Origin of the sequence: Salipaludibacillus sp. CF4.18 (genome assembly GCF_051262595.1) — a bacterium.
Taxonomy (GTDB): Bacteria; Bacillota; Bacilli; order Bacillales; family Salisediminibacteriaceae; genus Salipaludibacillus; species Salipaludibacillus neizhouensis.
Window position 1 is genome coordinate 22,658 of record NZ_JBIMEV010000007.1, and the last position, 21,205, is coordinate 43,862.

Genomic DNA, 21,205 nt, shown 5'->3' on the forward strand with positions numbered 1-21,205 from the left:
TATTCGATAGAAAATAAGAATCTTTAAAAAATGGTGTATCATTTATTTTTCAGCTTTAATTTCTCATACCTCTCCTGCCGTTCTGCAGGTTTCATTCTTGGACAACTGTAGCAATAGTTACCACTTAGTTTAAAGTACAAGCAACAAGATGATTTTGTATGCATTGGTTCATTTTTATTTTTAGGGTTGGGTATTTCCAAGCTGCGGTATGGAAAGGGATTCTTTCTCTCTGCAAACACCTCTGCAGGAGCATTATTCTTCATATGATCCCAATCCGTCATAAGATTTGCTGCGAACTCATCACTCTCATGCCCGGAAACTTGCTTTAAAAAGAACGGAATCGTGTGTACAAGTTGGCCCCACAGCATCGAAGAACGCAGTTCACACGCATTAGCAACTTCATGAACCATCGGACTTAGATAATACTGATAAAAGTCATGTAACTGAGCTACTTTGTCCCCATCGTGAACAACTTCCATCATTGAATCTCCAACCATATAATGTATGGAAGGTTCCTTCCCTTTTTCATTATTCACGTAAGAGATGTCAATGTCCCAATCATGCTCAAACTTCACTCCTCGTGCAATACACCAGTGAATCAAGGCAACATATCTTCCCATGCGGCTTGCCCAAAAAGTGCCTACGACATCATACGAAGGAGCATTCACTTCTTCGGCATACCACTTTAAATAAGAAGAGACACCTTCATGCGTCCGAAATGATGCTGTATTTATGCTAAAAAGTAATCCTTCCTTTATTTCTCCCGAATGAACCCCTAATAGTTTCTGTTGCTCCGCTTCTGCTACTTCATCTAAAAATATCATCTACTAAACTTCCTGCAATAAACCTGCGTCTTTTTTAATAGACACATCTTCAGGCAATAAGTTATAAGTAATGCAGACCGGCTTCCCCGTACGAGGATCTTTACCAATATAGGCATCGATATGAAAGATTTCCTTTAGCACAGGCGGACAGATAATATGATAGGGATCACCATTAAAAAGAAGTTTTCCGTCTTTTAAAGCAATCAAATGGTCAGAAAACCGAGCCGCATGATTAATATCATGAATAACCATCACGATTGTACGGCCCTCTTCACGGTTGAGACGCTCAAGAAGTTCGAGGACTTCCATTTGATGCGCCATATCTAAATAAGTCGTCGGTTCATCCAGAAACAGTAACTCTGTTTCCTGTGCAAGGGCCATAGCAATCCAGGCACGTTGGCGCTGACCACCAGACAATGCATCCACCGGACGATCACGAAATTCCATTAAATTTGTATTTTTCAGAGCTGCAACAATAGCTTCTTTATCTTTCGAGCTCAGACGCTGTAATCCGTTCTGATGCGGAAACCGTCCATAAGAGACAAGTTGTTCAACAGTAAGTCCTCCTGGTAATTCAGGTGCCTGAGATAAGATTGCCAGTTTTTTAGCAACATCTTTTGTTTTCATTTTATGAATATCTTCCCCTTGAAGATAAGCAATACCGTTATGCGGCTTCTTAATTCTTGAAATAGCTTTGAGAAGTGTTGATTTACCACATCCATTTGGTCCGATAATAGATGTTATTTTCCCCTCAGGAATCTCAACATTCATTTCTTTTACAATCACATGATTATCGTAAGCAACGGACAACCCCTGCGCTGATACATAGGACATGGAAAATACCCCTTCCACTTTTCTACTAGACTAATAATGATAATCGTTATCAGTTAAATTATAACGGTCTCTCTCTTAAATTGCAATGAGAATTCCGAACCGATTCTTATACTCTGTTAACTTCACACAACTGCAACGAATCCTATAGGCATTACTCCATTTTTGCACAGAAAAAAAGTCACAATTAAACAGTCCCCCCCATTTATTTCCTTTTATTTACCGAAAAATAAAGGTGATGATGTCGCTCGCAACCAGGATTAAACGCAGCCTGACAGGTCGGACAGCTCGCCCCTCCATCGATATAATCATGAATGGTTAATTCCGCCCCGCACGCACCGCACAGCACTGCCTTTTCATCAAACTCCTCTAACGGCCACCTCGACACCGGGTGATCTGTTGATTCTATATGACAGTGAATACAAGAATAATACATATTACAGCAATAGAATTTCATCGCCACCCTATCCAATTCGGAATGGTAATGCACACACCTCGTCTCCTTATCTTTCACTTTCCCCATCACTTCTACGCCATGAATCCACATTCAAACTCCTCCTAATATCTGGGGGGACAGACCCGCAAAAATTTTCCAGTTCTCTCCGCTTTTTTGTTAGTTTTACGATTAAGCATTTTACCAGCTGGTTTCTTAGAACAAACTCATATATAATTACAAACCATAGAAACAATTGAATTTAAGGAGCGTGCAGCGAACAATGACTAAGACATGTAAACAATCGAGGGTTGTTAAAACAGGAAGAGTTTTCCCTCAGGATACGAACAATCACAATACACTTTTTGGCGGGAAATTAATCCGGGACATCGATGACCTAGCATCTATCTCCGCCGCTCGTCACTGCCGGAAAGAATGCGTCACGGCTTCGATCGATTCCGTCGACTTTCTTCATCCCATTCGTCAAACAGATTCCGTCTGTCTCGAATCACACGTCTCGTGGACCGGCAGGAGTTCCATGGAAATATTCGTCAAAGTCGTTGCAGAAGATTTGCTTACCGCAGATCGCAGAGTGGCCGCAACAAGCTTCCTTACCTTTGTTGCTTTAGACGAAGAAGGAAAGCCTACAGATGTTCCTCCCATCAAACCGGAATCAGAAGAGGAAATCTATTTGCACGATACAGCACCAGAACGAGCCCGTCTTCGCAAAGTAGGGCGTCAACAAAGTAAAAAGCTCGCCAGCATTCTCACCGACCTAGGACCGGGCCAAGAAGAAGAATAGTCGGAGCTTCCTTACGTGTTATCAACTACCTTCTATAAATGCAATAACCTGCTCCCGATTCGGCATGCCGCCCTGCGCTCCAAATGATTGGACAGACAGGGCCGCAGCTGCATTCGCAAAACGTACGGCTTCCTCGATCGACCGTCCCTCCGCAACAGCTACAGCCAACGCCCCATTGAACGTATCCCCCGCACCCGTTGTATCCACAGGATTGACTTGGTAACCTGAGACAAGTACTTCCAAACGATTAGCATAAAAGGAAGCACCTCGTGCCCCCCGAGTAACAATTACTTTCTCTTTCCAACTTTGCTCTTGCAGGCTCAACTCTCCAAAAGCCTCCCATTCCGACTCATTAGGGGTTAAGAAGGTTACCTTTTTTAATTTATCGACAGCAATATTTTGAACCGGGGCAGGATTTAAAATGACTTGGACACCATGGTCAAAACATAGATCCAGAACATAGTTCACTGTTTCAAGAGGAATCTCCAGCTGAAGTAACACCACGTCACTGCTTACTATCTCTTGATTAAATTGCTCGACATATTCCTTCGTCACATGTTCATTTGCTCCCGGTGTTACAATGATCCGGTTGTCTCGGTCCGACAAGATAATCGTTGCAACGCCAGAACTGCAATTCTCAACAACGTTAACACTGTCAGTAGTAACTCCATTCTCCGTCAAGCCTTGTTTAAGCATAGAACCAAATGGATCCGAACCTACTCTGCCAATTATCCGCACATCGGCACCCAATCTCGCTGCTGCAACTGCCTGGTTCGCCCCTTTTCCACCATAAGCAGTAGTAAAACTTTCTCCCAGAACCGTTTCTCCTTTTGAAGGAACAACCTCCGTAGTTGTTACCATGTCCATGTTAATACTTCCAACAACTGTTAATGATCTTCGCTTCATTTCCCTTCCTCCATCCACCTGATTTTTACAAGTTGATATGTAATCACTTACACAAATACTATTACGATTTCCCCCTCCTGTAAACTCGGTACCTTTTGGGGGTCAGACCCCTAAGAAAATGGATTTATCGGTCGAATGCTAGAATCCTATTGATAATAACTAAAAAGGAGTGCAGTCCCAAAGACCGCACTCCTTTTTACATTCTAGAGTAAAATTGACTAGCCACTAATAGGCTTATCGGCATCACTACTAATCGACGTATCAAGCGCATTATACATCATCGTGCCACTGCCTTCACCGCCAGGAATCATTGGAAGGAGATAATTAGCAATAAAGAATAACACTATAAGGAGAATGACAGTTATAAAAGCGTATTTAATGAATGTCGCTCCGACTAGCCCAGGCTTTTTCTCTACTTTTTCTTCTTTTCTATATTCATCGCTCACGTTACCACTCCTAAACAGTTTTATATTATACGCTTTTCCCCTCTAGTAATATCTTAAACTTTGTTCGTTTAGGTAGCTTAATGCAGTGAATTCGAATACCTCCCGTTTGGAAATGAAGAAACATTTATAGAAAACAACCTAATCCTTAATCCCGTATCCACTTAGTACATGATCCCCTCGCGACGATGGGTTTTATCTAAGAACGATTGATCCGGATCAAAATAATCTTCATTATATTGAAAAACAAATTTTCTGTTTTGAACATAACCCGCTCCCCAAGTAGGATCCATCTCAATCCATTTCCCATCAACCTTGACTTCCACCCAAGCGTGACGTTCTCCAGTATAACCTTCAACATAATGAGATTCGATTCCAATTGCCCGTAACAGAGCCGTCGCAAGAAAGGCATAATCCTGACAAACACCACTACCGGAATCCAGCGTCGACAACGCACTATCATCAAGGTTAAACAAATCCTGTTCGGCTTTTTCAACGTCGTACGCCACGTGCTTTGCTACAAACTGATAGACCGCTTTCGCTTTCTCCCGATCGCTTTCTAAACCAGCCGTAACCTCTTTCGCTTTATCGATGATCTTCGGGTGATCCGATTCTATTCCTCGTGATGGGAGTAAATCCCGTTTATCTTCAATATTCATTACTTCATGTTCTGTCCTCATAACCCCTTGATAATAAAATACGGATTGATTTCGTTGATCTAAATCAGGGACATTAATTACTACCTCATACCTTCCTGGTCCAAAACGAAAATATACATCGTCATCAAATATATAGTCCTCAACTGGAACAAAATAATTCGCTACCGCTTTGTCTTCGTCGAGGTTATTCACTGTCACGATCATGTGTGAAATGTCATCTGCTCCAGCTACTTCCGGATCAATTTTCCCCCTCACCCTGTATTTCAGTTTCTCTTGCAAGGCCGGTTCGCTCCAAGACGGTTCGTAAACTGTTACTCCTCGATTTATATATTGATTAAACTTCTCCATTTTTGCCATTTCCGTTGTAGACTGATTATCCGCATAAAACGTTGCAGAGTCATAGTAATACTCTTCACCATCAGCAATGGTTTGTACCCGTATTTGGTGAATACCCTTTCCGAAATAAAGCGGGACATCGCCTGCAAACCTATCTCCATGTATCGCAAAAACCAGTTGGCGCTTCTCTTCATCTTTTTCCACCTGAACTAGTACCATCTTTCCATGATGATCCTCTGGTACAGTGCCTTCTATATATACACTCTCTTCCCTGTCCTTTAGTCCTAACTTCGGACTAATCAGGGATATCCCATGTTGCTTCCCAAATTGTGTGTATTCGATTTCTCTTTGAATCTTATCATCTCGATTAACAACATCAAAGACTGCTACGTCATAATATCGATCTTCTTCACCTGACTTATTACTAGGTGCTCTCACTCGCACTTCGTATTCACCTTTTCCGTGAAAGAGAGAAAGTGTTTGCTTAAACTTTCCTCCTTCTAATGGTAAATAATAATTAAAGTCATCTGTTTCAAGATCACGCACACCATTATTTCGTGTCAGGGTGATCCAAATATCATCACTAACTAACTTCTTTATTTCCTCAATACTCCCTTGAACTTCAAACGTAGTATGGACTTCAAACTTTTCTTTTTTAGGTGAATCCAGCATAAAACCAATTTCATCTGCATAGTCACTAAGCTCCATACTTTCAGGAACTGGCTCTTCTATCACATCGTCCTCGAATTTTTTTGTTTCTTCTTGATTCTCGGTTTCTTCCCCGGTGTCCACGGTAACGGATGTTTCTTCTTCTGGTTCTGAACACCCTGCCATTAGAAGAAAAGTGAATGTACAAATAAAAACGACTAATTTCCGAGTCTGAGTCATCTAATCCCTCTCCCATCCATCGGTCCAATCTAGGTATCTATAATTTTAGCATAGATATCCATTTATGATGATGACAAAAAACACCCGGTTCCTCGTTTAAAGGATCCAGGTGTGGATGAGTAACTATCAGGTTAAGAAGCTGTTACAGTACCATTTACAACTTTCCTTTTTTGTTTCGCTTGTTTAAGAATTGTTGGCGAATGAAAGGAATAACCCAGTGGTCGCCTCCGAAACGTCCTGCGTTATAACCAGCCGCTAGAATGAAGATCGTGAAAAGAACCATCCAAGGGTTAGTAGAGAGCGTGCCAGCAAACATAAACGCAAAGTTCATCATAATTCCGAAAAACGCAGCTGTCGTAGTTAATACACCGAAAATCAATCCAAGTCCAACAAGAAGTTCTCCCCATGCTACCATGACGCTGAACATTTCAGCATTTGGGATAGCAAAGTTTTCTAAAAACGCATGAAACGTTGGATAATATTCTATCACGGTTTCATTATTTATAGCACCCATCAAAAATCCTGCTGCATTAAATTCTCCAGTTACTTTCCCCCACCCTGCAGTGAGCCAAGACCAGCCAATATACACTCTAATTAGTGTTAAAATCCCTGCTGCATAACGGTTTTCTCTCAAAAAGTTCATAAACATTTTATATTCCTCCCTAGTATAATAATATATTGTGAATTAATTCACATGAAACGGTAAATTTTTTGTTGAACCCTTGTTCAACGATTCACATATGAAGATAAAATAAGAGCTAACTATTTAATTGTTAAGGAAGTGATCACTATTTCCTTTCACCAATAGTATACCGCAGAATGGATTGTAATAAATGCCCTAAAAGTGGACAGTTTGTGAACTTGTAAACAAAGTTTCAAACCGACCCCAACGCCTTACGAAGATACTGGAACCCCCCCTTATAGATTACCTTTGCAGGTGAGCTATAATGGGGTTATCATATTCACTGTTTTAGGAAAGACAATGTCAGAATTGTTCCTTTGCCCTCTTCACTCTCGATCTTATAGGATCCATCGTGGTTTTCTATAATCTTAAAGGTCATCATTAATCCTAAACCAGTTCCATTTTTTTTTAGAGAATAGAAAGGCTCTCCTAATCTCTTTATTTCCTCAGAGGACAAACTGACTCCTTGATCCGCGATAGTTATATAAACTCTTTCCTCTTTTATCGAAACAGATATACGAATAACTCCACCTTCAGGCATAGCTTCAATACCATTTTTAAAAATGTTCAAGAAAACTTGCTTCATTTGATTTTCTTCGCAATTAATAAAGATTTGTTTCTCTTCATTGGACATTTGAAAGTGCACATTTTTTAAATTTGATTCTGAATGTAAAAGTTTTACTACGTATTGAAGTATAGCAATAACGTCATTCGATTGATATTTTACCTGGTCAGGCTTTGCTAACATCATAAACTCATTTACGATTAAGTTTATCCGTTCAATTTCATCCAACATGATCTGTTTGTTAGGCTCCGGAAGGGTACTTATCTGAGTAAAACCTTTAATACTAGTTAATGGGTTTCTAATTTCATGGGCAACCCCTGCCGCTAACTCCCCTAACACCGACAGTTTTTCAGATCGACGAAGCATCACTTCCGCCTCTTTCTTATAGGTGATGTCCTGCTAAATTGCAACGAATTGATAAGGTTTTCTTCCGCTCATAAATGGAACAATCGTTTTATCCACCCAATATACCGATCCAACTTTGGCCTTTTGGCAAAGTTCACCCCGCCAGCTCTCGCCCTTTTCAATTGTCTCATTAATCTCTTGATAAAAACTGTCCGAATAACCTTCCACATGTAAATACTTGAAATTTTTGCCGATTAAATCTTCTTTTTTATACTTAGAAAGCTCACAGAATTTATCGTTCACATAGGTAATTTCACCTTTATCATTTACATACGTCAAAATAGTCGATTTATCCAAGGCATCATTAATAACTGTTAGTCCCTTTTCGTAAACGGTGACATCTTTCCAGGTAAGTACGTATCCTTCTATTTGATCTCTAATAATAAATGGATTGATGACGATACTTGCGGTGTAACGATCAAACAAGATTATTTTTGATTCGTAAGGGAAAGAACCTTCTGTAAGAATTCTCCTTTGAGATTCTCCATTATTCTTATAAAACACACTCATATTTTTGCCAATGAGATCTTCTTTCGACTCTACTGGTATATACTCACTTAACTTTTCAATTAACTCATTCGCATAATCATTGATCCATACAATATCAAAATCGGTATTAGTAATAAATATATTTTCACCAATCGAGTTTAATAGCGATACCGTCTCTTCATGCTTAAAATGCTTCATTAAATCGACCCTCCGGTTGGAAGTGACGTACTTCACTTTCACTCTTTTACCATATAAACTAATAAATCCCTTATCTATTCCTTTGAATGATAAGGGATTTATGAATATTTCTAGACTTAAACTAGTTTAATTGCCTCAGTATATCATCAATCTTTGCGTGGTCATCAGGGGACTTATATATCCAAGTTCCACCTTGAATGTATACGTCCGCGTTTTTCATCGACTTCATAACCACATTTTTCTTTGATTTTTCTTTAGGAATAAAGTTTTTAACTTTTCCAGTGATAACACCTAGTCCCGCAGCTAACAATAATTTCGCTTTAGGCATTGTTTGATGACCTAATCCACTATAGGCTTTGCGCTTTGGATCACCTACTATTTCAAAAGGAAATGAACCGTAAGCATCTAAGAACTGCTTAATAAATCTTGCATTGGAAGGTGCAACTACAATAATTCTAAAACCGTATTCTTCCACTTTTTCATTGGACTCCCGCAACTGCGTGAGATATTCTCGACAATATGGTCAACCAAGGTGTCTTGCAAATACGAGCACACAATTTTGGGATTCTACGATTGACGAAAGTGTTCTCTCACCATCATTTTGGGTTTCCACAGGATAATTTAAGTGCATACAAACTTCCCCCTTTTCATGTCTCCTACCCCTTTTATTATGCACTTTAACATCTATATTTTATAGTCACATGACTTAAGTTATAAAACCTTCAAATGCATTAAATTACGTAAATTTCCATGACATTTGATTTGCCATTGCATTTAAAAATGCCAGCTTGAGAGAAAAAACTCCCAACTGGCATTCTAGATTTGTGTCTATTCTAGTTACTTACTCCTCTAGTAATAATCTTATTATCCAAAGAAATTAAAACCGATCGGCAATCTGAGCCCTAAGTAAAGAGTAATCAATAACGAAACAATTAAACCTATGACCACTCCAGTAATACCTTTGCTTTTTTTCATACGAACCAATACCATCTCTGAAAATCCAATAACTAATAAGCCAACTAGGAATTTCACTCCATAGAGTGCTGCATTGTTCGCAGAGAATTCGATAAATAATATCACACCTGTAATAATAATCAGTACATAGAACAATCGTAATGACATATGAACTATTTTTGACGCTTTCGCGTTGCCCGCTTTAAAAAGATATACCGCAACGAGAAATAAAATTAACGCTACTACCCAAGTAAAAATGTGGGTGTGTGTTGTGTAAAACATTCATTTTCCTCCTTTAAAGTTTTCTGCTTTCATTCATTTTACTACCATACTCTATTGTAAAACGAAATTATCTCATTAGAAAGCATATTCCCTTAGTAATTTTCTTTTAGAGTCTTTCGAGTTTGTCTTTTCCCCATTTGCGTCGTTATCGTAACACCAGCGATAACAATAATAGCACCCAGTATTTGCATCAAACTAATATTTTCACCTAACCAAAAATAAGCCCCTATCATGGTCACAACTGGAAGGAAATTTAAAAACATAGACGCTTGAGATGCCCCCAACATAGCTACTGCCCTATTAAAAAGGATTAAAGCTATTAAAGACGGAAAAATCCCCAAATACAAGAGACCGAGTACCAGGTTCGGTTGGTCGAAGGATGGAATTCCAGTTATCAACCATTCCACCAATACAATTGGTAACAATACGATGACAGAAATCCCCGTCATCACAAGAAGAGCCGCAAATGGCGGGAAAAGATGCATATACTTTTTTACCATAATAGAATATACGGACCATGTTATGATTGCACCGATCATAATTGCATCCCCAGGGTTCCAATCCATGGAAAACAAAGAAAAGATTCTACCATCCATCACTACCCAAACTGCACCAAGAAGTGATAAACAGACTCCAAACCACTGGATACTCATAAGTTTTTCTTTAAGTATAAGTGCACTCAATACCACTGTCAGAGCAGGAATCACTGTTTCCAGAATAGCTACATTAGAAGAGGTAGTAAACTGCAATGCCCCATAGATAAACGTATTAAAAAAGGTTACACCTGCCAGTGTCATCAATAAGAAGGGCTTTTTATACTCGAGAAAGATAGCCCTGTTTTCCCACGCCCGGCGCCATCCCAATGGGAAGACGATTAAAAAAGCAATGAGTAACCGAAAAAAAGCAATGGTAAACGGAGGCAAGTCATTTATTGCCTTGCCTATAAGAATATTTCCGGCGAAAATAATAACGACAAAAATCATTAGAATGTAAGAATAAAAAATATCTCTCTCTCCTTTACTGGTTGATCTAATATGTCGTGAAAAACCTCTTACAAGATTGGATGGAGTATGCCTCTAAAAGCCTAGTTCATCTTACCATAAATTCTACTTGGATTTTGTTAGGAACTTGGAGTCACATTCTTTGCGGTAACCTTCTGTTTTTCTTAAACTTAACTTACTACTAAGAGGAGGATTGAATATGACCAAGATCCATGATCTATCTGTTCAAAAACCAAATGGAGATGAAATCTCTTTAGAGGCTTATAAAGGAAACGTTCTAGTCATCGTTAATACGGCAACAAAATGCGGGTTGGCTCCTCAGTTTAAAGAATTGGAGGCACTGCATCAAAAGTATAAAGATCAGGGGGTTTCTGTACTAGGATTTCCATCGAACCAATTTATGAATCAAGAGCCTGTGGAAGATGATAAGATGGAAGAAGCATGCGAGATAAATTTCGGGGTAACTTTTCCTTTGTTTAAGAAAATAAATGTAAACGGTAAAGATGCTCATCCTTTATACAAACATTTAAAGGCGGAACAAAAAGGCATGTTAAGTTCAGAAATTAAGTGGAACTTCACTAAATTTCTTGTTGACCAGCAAGGGAATGTTGTTAAACGTTATTCTCCTCAAACTTCACCTATTAAAATTGAAACGGACATAGATGAATTGCTAGGCTTATAAAAATTGGATAAGACTATTTTTAAGAGATGGTTTCTTTATTTGGGTCAGAGGTATTCGAATCCGCTCTCGGCTATTGTTTTCCGCGGTCAACATTAGCCGAGCCAACTCGAAGATTACTCGTGAAGTAATGCTCGTACCTGCTGGGTCTTCAGCCATTGATTTGGGCACTGTAAAAGTCGGTTTTTACTTTTTAAGGTGTCCTTTTGATTTTCCTACTGAAGTCACCGCTATCGCTTCTTCGGGAGTTTCTAGAGAATGTTCCTGTTTCTTTTCCCCTATACCTCTTCCATCCCCATTAAACAAGTAACAATTTTAATAATATTTATTTGTATGCAACCCATTTATTTGGTGAAAATGATAATAACTATTCATTCTGTAATTTTATGAAATGAGGCCTTATTAATAGTGGACATTCTAATGGAGATTCTTATCGTTTTGGGAAGAATTATCACTATATTACCGTTATTACTGATCGTCATTATATTTGTAGGAAAACGTGCCATTGGAGAAATCCCGGTTTTTGATTTTCTTATTATTATTACACTTGGCTCCGTGGTCGGAGCTGATATCGCAGATCCAAGCGTCAATCATTTGCCAACAGCAGTTGCTATCGTAGCAATTGGAGGGATACAGAAATTAGTTGATAAGTGGGAAATTTTACATCGGAAATTCGGGAAATTAATAACGTTTCAACCGACTGTCGTTGTACAAGATGGGAAGCTCATTCCAGACAATTTAAAAAGGGTAAGCTATTCCATCGATAATATCCTGCAAATGCTTCGGGAGAAAGGTATTTTTGATATTAGTGAAGTAGAAACAGCGTTAATTGAATCCTCGGGTTCGCTGAGTGTGTTGAAAAAAGCAGAAAAGAACACCGTCACATTGGAGGACATGGGAATAACTAAGCTTTCTTCCTTTACTATTCCTGTAATTATCGAAGGTTCCGTCTACGCAGATGTGTTAAAGTTTCTGAATTTAAATGAAATATGGTTACACAAACAGTTAACTTCCCAGGGCATTGACTTAAGGGATGTGTTCTTTGGTTCGATTAATCAGCAGAAAGAACTCCAGCTTTCTATGAAAGTTGAACACGAAGAAGTGATCGTAGCACCCATTAAAAACTAGGCTACTATCGCAAAAAAGTAGTAGAATATTTCGCGGAAAGGAGCCGCCAAAGCGGATTTTCGAGCCACTCTGTTGATAATTAAAATATCTAAAAAACCGCTAGAGTAATCTCATAGCGGTCTGGTATGATAGAGTTTTATGGGAGCTTATTTCCTGCTGCAAGATAGAGTTCATACCATTCTCTCTTTGTTAATTCCACATCAGAAGCTTTGGATATGTCCTTTAATCGCTCAGGATTCATTGTGCCCACAACTGGCTGAATCTTTGCTGGGTGCCGAAGTATCCACGCAATTGCAATCGCAGAATCAGTAACTCCCTTTTTCTCAGCAAGTTCCTGAAGCTTTACGTTCACTTCCGGAAAATCTTTATTGCCAACAAATACGCCTTTTATCATTCCGTACTGAAACGGAGACCAGGCTTGGACGGTCATATCATTTATGCGACTGTATTCAAGTATGGCACTGTCTCTATTTATAGAAGCATCATTTTGCATATTCACATTTAATCCTGCATCAATCATCGGAGTATGCATAAGACTAAACTGTAACTGGTTTGCTATTAAATCTTCATTCACATATTTTTTCAACAATTCAACTTGCATCGGGTTTTGGTTACTCACACCGAAATTTCGTACTTTACCCTTTTTTTTCAAGACCGTAAAAGCTTCGGCAACTTCTTCCGGCTCCATTAAGGCATCAGGACGATGAAGTAGTAAAACATCGATATAATCTGTCTTCAAACGTTTTAAACTACCGTCCACGGATTCCAAAATATGTTCCTTGGAAAAATCAAATAATCCATCACGTATCCCGGCTTTTGTCTGTAAAATCATTTTTTCTCGAACTGATGAATTCATTCCGATTGCATCAGCAAAAACTTCTTCCGATTTCCCGCCACCATAAATATCCGCATGATCAAAAAGATTCACACCAAGCTCCATCGCATTTTCGATAACTCTCTCCGCATCAGTTTTTGAAAGCTGGTCCATCCTCATGCAACCTAAAGAAATTTCTCCTACTTCTAAGCTACTATTACCTAATCTAATATTTTTCATAAGGACACCTCTTTTCTTAGTTTCCTTTCTATCACTTCTATTTATCCAAAACATATTGAAAACTCACTTTATGTAATCACTTACACGAGCTCCCCTCTTTGTTTACCCCCTATATTGATAATTAACACGTATATGCTTAAAATAATCATATAAGCTTTAACTGAATCGGAGGACCATCATGAAAATGACTTTTTTAGGAACCGGAGCTGGAGTTCCTGCGAAGCATCGAAATGTTTCGTCATTAGCTTTGCACCTTATGAATAAACAGGGCTCCATTTGGTTGTTTGATTGTGGGGAAGCAACCCAACATCAAATTTTACACACGCCAATAAAAACAAGAAAAATAGAGAAAATTTTTATCACTCATTGCCATGGAGACCATATTTACGGCTTACCAGGATTATTAGCGAGCAGGTCCTTTCAAGGAGCTGAAAGTCCTCTTATGATATATGGACCAGTGGGTATCAAAGAATTCATAGAGGTATCGTTGAATAGTAGTCAAACATATTTACTTTATGAACTTGAAGTGATAGAAATCTTCGGAGATGGGAGATTGTTCAGGGACGAAAACTGGGAGGTTACAACTGCAAAGTTGGATCACGGTGTTCCTTCTTTCGGATACAGGATCCAAAAAAAGGATTTGCCAGGGCCATTACTCATGTCTAAAGTAATAAAGGCGAATATCCCTAAAGGGGCAATTTTACAGCAATTAAAAGACGGTCAAAATATTGAACTCTCCGACGGTCGTAAATTCGATGGGAAAGACTTTACGGGATCACCTAAAAAAGGGAAAACCGTCACTATTTTAGGTGATACGCGGTTATCGGAAAATGCTGCGATGTTAGCCAAGGGTGCAAACACATTAGTTCACGAAGCAACGTTTGCAGCTGATAAGGAATTACTAGCCAAGGAATACTTTCACTCAACGACAATTCAAGCTGCTAACGTAGCAAAAGAGGCAAGAGTAACACAATTAATTCTCAACCACTTAAGTTCTCGATATCAAGCGGAAGATATCCAAGGTTTACTTGCAGAAGCACAGGCTGTTTTCACTAACACAGTGATTGCAGAAGACTTTGCCACATTTCATGTTCCTGATTAAATTTTTTAAGCAGCACCTACGTTGGCATGTAGGAACTTCCTCGGTATCCGGTCGAAACAGCTCTTTATTAAGCGCTAAGCGAATTGGATGAAAAGTACTATCCATTTCTTCGATGTTATCCTCAGTGAATTCCTTATAGTCTTAGAAGTAACTGTCGTAATCCCCGGCAACCTCTATACGAACTGACTCTTTGTTTTCATGCCTTAGATAAAATGAATATTAACAGTAAGATGGTCACAGATAACTTAGGTAAAACTGATCAAGTTAATGATTCTTTTACTAGGCTTACAAATTATTTACGTTCGTTACAAGATCGTTTTTCGAGTTTCGAGAGTTTGGCGGAATCAGTCAAAGATAATTCCTCTCAAGTTGAAGAATCAACAAATGAGCTAGCTACGATTATTCAAGAGGCTTCGGCAAGCTTAGAAGAAGTTAGTGCTGCCATTGAGAATTTAAATGTTCAAAATCAGAAGATTGGCGTTACGTGAAAGAGACAGAATCACTCGCTAAAAGCCTGGTTTAGATTTATCAAATCGGGCATAGCGGCTTTAAAAACACACTTCCTTAGTATCTCAAATCTAAGTGAGGTGTGTTTTTCATATTGTGGTGCCCAAATAGACGTTATTCAATCGATTCAAACCCAATCCGTTCTCGCTTTTCATCATCTTCTTCCATCCATTCGATATCAATCATTATTTCAAATCCTTGGTCGTAAACATACCAAAACCCATAGTTACCGTAAGTATTAGTAATATTTACCTCCGAAGATAATTCACCAATCCTTCTTTCTAAGGCCCCCCTTTCCTGCCAGTTCGTGTACGTCGTCAGCTTTATAGTATGAACGTCATCAGAGCGATCACCTAGATAAGTTAGTGTTGCTTCAGCTCTTTCATTTAGATGTTCCTCAGAAGACATCTGCTCTACATACAATTCTCCTTGCCAATTATTAGAATCTCCTTGAAGAGTTACGGTGTTGTCTTTTTGCTCCTCAGAACACCCTGTTATTGTTAATACAACTGAAGTAAAAAACAGCATGCAGTATTTCATGAAAACCTCCTCCTGACCACGTCATTTTGGGATGATTTTTCTGTTTTTTCTTCCCTTCACTTCTAAACCGTTCACTCCATTATTTTGTTATAGCAATCAATTGTAAAACCGCATTGCTTTTTAATAGCGTCATACATTTATTGTGTTAACCGCATAAAAAGTTTCCTTTGTGCCTTGGTCATACTCCCTATGTATTTTCACTTCCCTGTATAATATTGTGCGAAACAGAGAAAAATATTTTTTGTAGCTATCTTTGTAATAAAAGATTTTGGCACTTGTTAAAAATGGCACAAGGCATAGGTGATTTCATGCGACTGAAAAATAGCAAAAAGACACAACAAATACCGAGTCCTTCAGAACAAAATGGCAAAAAAAAACCCGCTCAATTGCTTTTAAAAGAAGGACTGGAACCCGGAAGTAATTATTTCAATAAAAGTCTGAACCAGAACAAGAGAATAATAAAAGACATAATCGGAGATACGAGTGATTTAATTGAACATGAATTAGTACTCAGTAATGACCCATTGATCAAAGGTGTCGTTTATTTTATTAATGGTTTAGTCGATAAAAAACAAGTTAGTCAATTCATCCTAAAGACATTACTTGATGATAAATTGAAAGAACAGCTAGTATCCTCTGAGTCGTCGTTGTTGCAGGAAATTGAAAAACAAGTCCTAACAGTGAATGAAGTCACCTTAGAAACGGAATCAGATAAAACGATTCATGCTCTTTTATCGGGTAATTCTATTTTATTTATTGATGGCATTGATCAAGCATTTATATGTGCCACAATCGGTGGAGAATGGCGTTCCATAGAAGAACCAACCGCTGAAATAGCTGTTCGAGGACCAAAAGATGGCTTCGTCGAGTCTCTGTCCACAAATATATCGTTAATTCGAAGAAGAAATAAAAGTCCTAAAATGAAGTTTGAGATATTTCAATTAGGAAAAATCAGTCAAACGAACGTTGCCCTCACTTACATGAAGGGAATCGCCAATGCAAAGGTAGTTCAGGAAGTTAGAGACAGACTGAATAAAATAGATGTTGATGAAATATTAAGTTCAGCTAGTGTGGAAGAGTTGATACAGGACAATACATTCACCCCTTTTCCAACTATGCTCTCTACAGAACGCCCGGATGTCGCGGCAAACTCTCTCGCAGAAGGAAGAATAACAGTTATTGTCGATGGGACACCATTTGTACTTATTGCGCCAGTCACATTTTCACAATTCTTCAAATCAGCTGAGGATTATTATCAAAGACCAGAGATATCTTCACTTATACGTGTTTTAAGATATACAGCCTTTACCTTGGCTTTACTGGGTCCATCGTTATTTATAGCTCTGCTTACGTTTCACCAAGATCTAATCCCAACGACATTAGTTGTTAGCTTAGCGGCTCAAAGAGAAGGAATTCCTTTTCCTGCATTCATTGAAGCTTTTATTATGGAAGTTACGTTTGAAATATTAAGAGAAGCAGGAGTTCGAATGCCGCGTGCTATTGGACAGGCAGTATCCATTGTTGGGGCACTGGTAATCGGTCAATCTGCCGTTGAAGCAGGTATTGTGTCTGCAGCAATGGTCATCGTTGTCGCAGGCACGGCCATTGCTAGTTTTACAACCCCTGCTTATAATCTTGCAGTAGCAGCAAGAATTCTTAGATTTGGAATGATGATTTTAGCTGCAACAATGGGATTATACGGTGTTACGTTAGGTCTTATCGTTCTTATTGCTCATTTAGCAAGCTTACGATCATTTGGCACTCCTTATTTAGCTCCTTTTGCACCTTTTATCCCAGAGGATCAACAAGACGGGTTATTTCGTTTTCCAATCTGGAGTAGAAAAAAGAAAAAACCTATCCTCCCCAACGAAAATAATCCCCTTGACACAGAAAAAGGGTTGAATGCACCACCACCAAGTGAAACGGGGGATGCAAAATAATGCCTAAATGGATAGCAATTGTTTTTTCGTTTTCCATATTACTTATTTTACCGGGGTGTTGGAGTGCCACGGAACTCAAAGACCTGTCACTTATATCGGCAATGGGAATAGATAAGTTGGATAACGGCGATATAAATGTATCTTTTCAAGTGGTTAATGCTAGCGAAGTAGCTGGCCAACAAGGCGCTTCGAGAGATGCATCACCAACGTCCGTCTTTTCATCTACCGGCAAAACAATATTTGAAGCAGCTAGAAAGGCGACCCAAAACTTGCCTAATCCCGTCTACTCTCCTCATTTGAATTTAGTTGTCCTAAATGAGAAATTTGCAGAAGAGGGCGGTCTTTTTATAATGCTTGATGTATTTGAACGAGATAATGAACTGCGATCGAATGCACAAGTGATGATTTCAAAGGGTACCGATGCTAAAAGCATTTTAATGGTTCAATCTCCAGTTGAAAGAGTAAATGCAGAAAAGGTTACGAGTAAATTGGAAAACCTAGAGAAATTTTCGGGAGAAAACATTGTGATGGACATTGATGATGTGGCAAGTGCCTTAACTAGTAAAGGGAAAGAATTAATCTTGAGCGGTATTCAAATAAGTGGTGATAAAGAAGCCGGTCAAAAAAAAGAAAATATCCAACAATCAAAGCCTAATGCGGTTTTGGAAATAAATGGTACGGCAATGTTTAAAGATGAAAAGTTAATCGATTGGCTAAATGAGGATGAATCTAAAGGAGTGACTTGGGTGTTGGGTCGAATCAGAAGTACGATTGATAACGTGGAATGTGAGGGGGATCCTAATGCCATTGCGATTGAGACCTTGAAATCAAATGCGAACATTCAATCAATCATTAAAAATGACAAGCCTTCCATTCAGATTACGATTCAACAAGAAGGAAGTCTGGGAGAAGTGAACTGTGGAAAGGATTTCTCAGATCCCCAAGCAATCCTTGACACAGAGAAGCTTCTTGCAGATGAAATAAAAAAAACGATAGAAAGTGCAATAAGTACTGCTCAGGAAAAACAAGTCGATATTTTTGGGTTTGGGGATGTCATCTACCGTCAACATCCAGACTCCTGGAAAGAATATGAGAGTAATTGGCCTGAAATGTTCGCTGATCTCGATATTACTGTTCGTGTTCAAGCTCACATTCGCTTAACCGGTATGCGGATAAATTCATTTCAACATCAAAAATAGTAATTACAAGAAGGAGCTGTCTAAGTGGAAAAAATAAAAATAACTCCTTTTCAGTTTTTTACTTTGATTGTTCTTCTTCAATTAGGAAGCGCGATAGTTATTAGTCCTGGAGTTGAAGCAAAGCAAGATGCATGGCTTGCGATCTTGTTTGGTTTAAGTGGAAGCATAGTCTTGTTCCTTATCTACAGCTATCTTTATCACCAATTTCCTAAATTGTCATTAACGGAATACCTTCCAAAAATATTAGGCAAGTATTTAGGGTGGTTTATTGGGTTTCTGTATAGTCTCTATTTCCTGTACATCGGCACAAGAATATTGAGGGATTTTGGAGATCTTTTAGTAACAGCAATTTTTCCTGAAACACCTTTGTTTATCATCAGTTTGTTAATGGTTCTGACAATTGTCTATGTTATCTCCCTAGGTTTTGAAGTATTATCACGAACCGGGGAATTTTACCTTCTTTTATTAATGTTTATTGGTTTTATTGTAAATTTCTTGTTTATAATGTCAGGCGAGGTTGAACTAGAAAACTTCCTCCCTGTACTAGGAGAAGGCTGGATGCCCGTAGTCAGTGCAGCTTTCCCAAGCTTACTCACCTTTCCTTTTGGGGAAATGATTGTATTTACAATGATACTACCCTACTTAAATAATAGAAAAGCTGTTCTAAAAGTAGGCCTTATCGGCTTAGTGTTTAGTGGGGCATTAATTATATTTGCGACGATGATGAATATTGCTGTCTTAGGTGTTGATATCGTCGATCGTGCGACTTTTCCACTACTTTCTGCAATTAGCAAGATTCGAATCGGTGAATTTTTGGAAAGACTAGATGCTTTGGCTGTAATTTCGTTAATAGTGGGAATGTTCTTTAAAATTACGATATTTATTTATGCAGGGGTTCTTGGTACTTCGATTTTATTTAAAGTCGATAAATTCCAAAAATTACTTATGCCAATTTGTATCATTGTCTTAATTAGTTCCGTGTCAATTGCCGAAAACATTACAGAACATTTACGAGAAGGCCTGGAAATCGTTCCAAAGTATATTCATATGCCCTTTCAAGTCTATATTCCGTTGCTATTATTAGTAATCACTGTTATCAAAAATAAAGTCTCCGGTAACCAACAAGATAAAAGCAAGAACTAACGGTTAACACCGTTTTCAATTCTTATTTGTCTCATCTCTGCCTTTTTTCATAAAAGCTACATAGTAGTGTTTGATAGGTACTGCCACTGCTATAATTACCAATACGATAAGGATAACTAATTCCCCTGGTGCCGTCACTTCAAAAGGGGTCAACACTGTATCAACACTTACATTCAGTGGCATACCTACCACTAAATCTAAGCAAACGAGTAAAGAAGACATCGCCGCAAAATAGAGAAGAAAAATTAAAAGTATTTTCGTCATATAGTGTTCTCTCTCCTTAGCTGACTCAATTGAGGTTCCCTTTATTTTGCCTCATAACTTGTGAAATATTAATACTTTAGTTATTCTTTTGCTTACATACGACAGACCCCTATCGGACATTCTTCACAATCGCATGCAAGTTTCAGGTAATCTAGGTCATGGATTTTCAAATAACCACCATCTTGTGAAATCACTCTATCCTTTTTAAGCTCACCTAACATACGATTAACACTTTCTCGAAAAGCACCAATGTAGTTACCTAATTCCCCGTTCTTTATTTTTTTCGTAATCAAAATAGAAGAATCTTCTTTTTCCCCATAGGAATTTGCTAACCGTATTAAAGTTGAACATATCGCCCCCTTTTTCCCATGATGAGTAAGATCTCGTAGTTTGGCATTCGTTGTCCGCTCCATGAGTGAACTCCATCTCAAAAATTCCATGGCAAGAACAGCATCTTGGTGTAAAAGATGCTTTAACTTTTTATGATTTATAATACCGATTTCACAATCGGTTAGAGCCTTCGCGTTAGCGGTATAATTATTTGAAGTAAAGCTGCTGACCTCCCCAAACATATCTCCGGAACTCAATATAGTTAGTACGAATTCTTTCCCCTCTTTCGTCACTTTATATAGTTTCACTTCTCCACTTTTAATAAAAAACAGACTCTCTACTAAATCCTCTTTTGTAAATATCATTTGAGTAGCTTTTGCAAATACCTGACGCATGGCCGCTTCGATTGTCCTTAAACTGCTTTCTGTGAAAAAGTAAGTATTGTAATTAAATGTTCCGTTTTTAGTTAACATCACTCGTTTTTCCATAAATAATCCCTCCGCGCATTTAAGTTATCTTCATTTCATTATACATAGAGGAAATTTAATCACTGTGATAAAAATCACCGTAAGTGTGACAAAACTAACAGCTAGTCACTATTGTAAGGAGTATGGTTATAGA

At 38.4% G+C, this 21,205-nt stretch carries 23 protein-coding genes and 1 pseudogene; 8 read left to right on the top strand and 16 right to left on the bottom strand.

What is annotated here, in order from left to right:
• Nucleotides 1-38: 38 nt before the first annotated feature.
• The 3 genes from ACHABW_RS06815 to ACHABW_RS06825 all read right to left on the bottom strand — a co-directional run bounded on the left by ACHABW_RS06815 (nt 39) and on the right by ACHABW_RS06825 (nt 2,202).
• On the bottom strand, nt 39-824 hold the full coding sequence (locus tag ACHABW_RS06815; protein ID WP_435754627.1) for a (2Fe-2S)-binding protein: 786 nt from the start codon (nt 822-824) through the stop codon (nt 39-41).
• Nucleotides 825-827: 3 nt separating this feature from the next.
• The gene (locus ACHABW_RS06820) at nt 828-1,658 is read right to left on the bottom strand and encodes an ABC transporter ATP-binding protein (RefSeq protein ID WP_110938227.1); all 831 of its coding nucleotides are present in this window, start codon (nt 1,656-1,658) and stop codon (nt 828-830) included.
• Nucleotides 1,659-1,860: 202 nt separating this feature from the next.
• Entirely contained in the window at nt 1,861-2,202 is a 342-nt protein-coding gene (locus ACHABW_RS06825) for a CHY zinc finger protein (protein WP_435754628.1), read from the bottom strand.
• Between the two features lie 169 nt (nt 2,203-2,371).
• Between ACHABW_RS06825 and ACHABW_RS06830 the strand changes: the two genes are divergently transcribed.
• Nucleotides 2,372-2,890: an acyl-CoA thioesterase gene (locus tag ACHABW_RS06830; protein ID WP_110938225.1), complete on the top strand. Its 519-nt coding sequence runs from the start codon at nt 2,372-2,374 to the stop codon at nt 2,888-2,890.
• Between the two features lie 21 nt (nt 2,891-2,911).
• On the opposite strand, the gene rbsK is transcribed toward ACHABW_RS06830, so the two are convergent.
• The 9 genes and pseudogenes from rbsK to ACHABW_RS06875 all read right to left on the bottom strand — a co-directional run bounded on the left by rbsK (nt 2,912) and on the right by ACHABW_RS06875 (nt 10,680).
• On the bottom strand, nt 2,912-3,796 hold the full coding sequence (rbsK, locus tag ACHABW_RS06835; protein ID WP_435754629.1) for a ribokinase: 885 nt from the start codon (nt 3,794-3,796) through the stop codon (nt 2,912-2,914).
• Between the two features lie 218 nt (nt 3,797-4,014).
• A complete protein-coding gene (locus tag ACHABW_RS06840; RefSeq protein WP_435754630.1) occupies nt 4,015-4,242 on the bottom strand; it encodes a hypothetical protein in 228 nt (75 codons plus the stop codon).
• Between the two features lie 161 nt (nt 4,243-4,403).
• A complete protein-coding gene (locus ACHABW_RS06845) occupies nt 4,404-6,122 on the bottom strand; it encodes a transglutaminase domain-containing protein (protein ID WP_435754631.1) in 1,719 nt (572 codons plus the stop codon).
• Nucleotides 6,123-6,276: 154 nt separating this feature from the next.
• The gene (locus tag ACHABW_RS06850; RefSeq protein WP_435754632.1) at nt 6,277-6,771 is read right to left on the bottom strand and encodes a DoxX family protein; all 495 of its coding nucleotides are present in this window, start codon (nt 6,769-6,771) and stop codon (nt 6,277-6,279) included.
• Nucleotides 6,772-7,084: 313 nt separating this feature from the next.
• A complete protein-coding gene (locus ACHABW_RS06855; protein ID WP_435754633.1) occupies nt 7,085-7,735 on the bottom strand; it encodes an ATP-binding protein in 651 nt (216 codons plus the stop codon).
• Between the two features lie 33 nt (nt 7,736-7,768).
• On the bottom strand, nt 7,769-8,461 hold the full coding sequence (locus ACHABW_RS06860) for a PAS domain-containing protein (protein ID WP_435754634.1): 693 nt from the start codon (nt 8,459-8,461) through the stop codon (nt 7,769-7,771).
• A 121-nt stretch (nt 8,462-8,582) separates the two neighbouring features.
• Nucleotides 8,583-8,972, bottom strand: a pseudogene (locus ACHABW_RS06865) (AhpC/TSA family protein); the annotation flags it as partial.
• Nucleotides 8,973-9,325: 353 nt separating this feature from the next.
• Nucleotides 9,326-9,697, bottom strand: coding sequence for a YisL family protein (locus ACHABW_RS06870; RefSeq protein WP_435754635.1), 372 nt, complete (start codon nt 9,695-9,697; stop codon nt 9,326-9,328).
• 92 nt (nt 9,698-9,789) lie between these two features.
• The gene (locus ACHABW_RS06875; RefSeq protein WP_435754636.1) at nt 9,790-10,680 is read right to left on the bottom strand and encodes a DMT family transporter; all 891 of its coding nucleotides are present in this window, start codon (nt 10,678-10,680) and stop codon (nt 9,790-9,792) included.
• A gap of 217 nt (nt 10,681-10,897) precedes the next feature.
• On the opposite strand from ACHABW_RS06875, the gene ACHABW_RS06880 reads away from it, so the two are divergent.
• A complete protein-coding gene (locus ACHABW_RS06880) occupies nt 10,898-11,380 on the top strand; it encodes a glutathione peroxidase (protein WP_435754637.1) in 483 nt (160 codons plus the stop codon).
• Nucleotides 11,381-11,782: 402 nt separating this feature from the next.
• Nucleotides 11,783-12,505 carry a DUF421 domain-containing protein gene (locus tag ACHABW_RS06885; RefSeq protein ID WP_435754717.1) on the top strand — a complete coding sequence of 241 codons (723 nt, stop codon included), beginning with the start codon at nt 11,783-11,785 and terminating at the stop codon, nt 12,503-12,505.
• 136 nt (nt 12,506-12,641) lie between these two features.
• On the opposite strand, the gene ACHABW_RS06890 is transcribed toward ACHABW_RS06885, so the two are convergent.
• Nucleotides 12,642-13,559, bottom strand: a complete 918-nt coding sequence (locus tag ACHABW_RS06890; protein WP_435754638.1) for an aldo/keto reductase — start codon at nt 13,557-13,559, stop codon at nt 12,642-12,644.
• Nucleotides 13,560-13,737: 178 nt separating this feature from the next.
• On the opposite strand from ACHABW_RS06890, the gene rnz reads away from it, so the two are divergent.
• On the top strand, nt 13,738-14,661 hold the full coding sequence (gene rnz, locus ACHABW_RS06895; protein ID WP_435754639.1) for a ribonuclease Z: 924 nt from the start codon (nt 13,738-13,740) through the stop codon (nt 14,659-14,661).
• Between the two features lie 212 nt (nt 14,662-14,873).
• Complete coding sequence (locus ACHABW_RS06900; RefSeq protein ID WP_435754640.1) at nt 14,874-15,149, top strand: hypothetical protein; 276 nt, start codon at nt 14,874-14,876, stop codon at nt 15,147-15,149.
• 133 nt (nt 15,150-15,282) lie between these two features.
• On the opposite strand, the gene ACHABW_RS06905 is transcribed toward ACHABW_RS06900, so the two are convergent.
• Nucleotides 15,283-15,708 (bottom strand): hypothetical protein, encoded by a 426-nt coding sequence (locus ACHABW_RS06905; protein WP_435754641.1) that lies wholly within the window; start codon nt 15,706-15,708, stop codon nt 15,283-15,285.
• A gap of 284 nt (nt 15,709-15,992) precedes the next feature.
• On the opposite strand from ACHABW_RS06905, the gene ACHABW_RS06910 reads away from it, so the two are divergent.
• From ACHABW_RS06910 to ACHABW_RS06920, 3 genes are read left to right on the top strand one after another with little or no spacing between them, the layout of a single operon-like run.
• Complete coding sequence (locus ACHABW_RS06910) at nt 15,993-17,648, top strand: spore germination protein (protein WP_435754718.1); 1,656 nt, start codon at nt 15,993-15,995, stop codon at nt 17,646-17,648.
• The gene (locus tag ACHABW_RS06915; protein ID WP_435754642.1) at nt 17,648-18,847 is read left to right on the top strand and encodes a Ger(x)C family spore germination protein; all 1,200 of its coding nucleotides are present in this window, start codon (nt 17,648-17,650) and stop codon (nt 18,845-18,847) included. Before ACHABW_RS06910 ends, ACHABW_RS06915 begins: the two co-directional genes overlap by 1 nt.
• A gap of 24 nt (nt 18,848-18,871) precedes the next feature.
• Complete coding sequence (locus ACHABW_RS06920; RefSeq protein WP_435754643.1) at nt 18,872-19,990, top strand: GerAB/ArcD/ProY family transporter; 1,119 nt, start codon at nt 18,872-18,874, stop codon at nt 19,988-19,990.
• A 15-nt stretch (nt 19,991-20,005) separates the two neighbouring features.
• Here the strand turns inward: ACHABW_RS06920 and ACHABW_RS06925 are convergent, their stop codons facing one another.
• A complete protein-coding gene (locus ACHABW_RS06925; RefSeq protein WP_435754644.1) occupies nt 20,006-20,254 on the bottom strand; it encodes a hypothetical protein in 249 nt (82 codons plus the stop codon).
• A 92-nt stretch (nt 20,255-20,346) separates the two neighbouring features.
• The gene (locus tag ACHABW_RS06930; RefSeq protein WP_435754645.1) at nt 20,347-21,072 is read right to left on the bottom strand and encodes a Crp/Fnr family transcriptional regulator; all 726 of its coding nucleotides are present in this window, start codon (nt 21,070-21,072) and stop codon (nt 20,347-20,349) included.
• Nucleotides 21,073-21,205 lie beyond the last annotated feature (133 nt).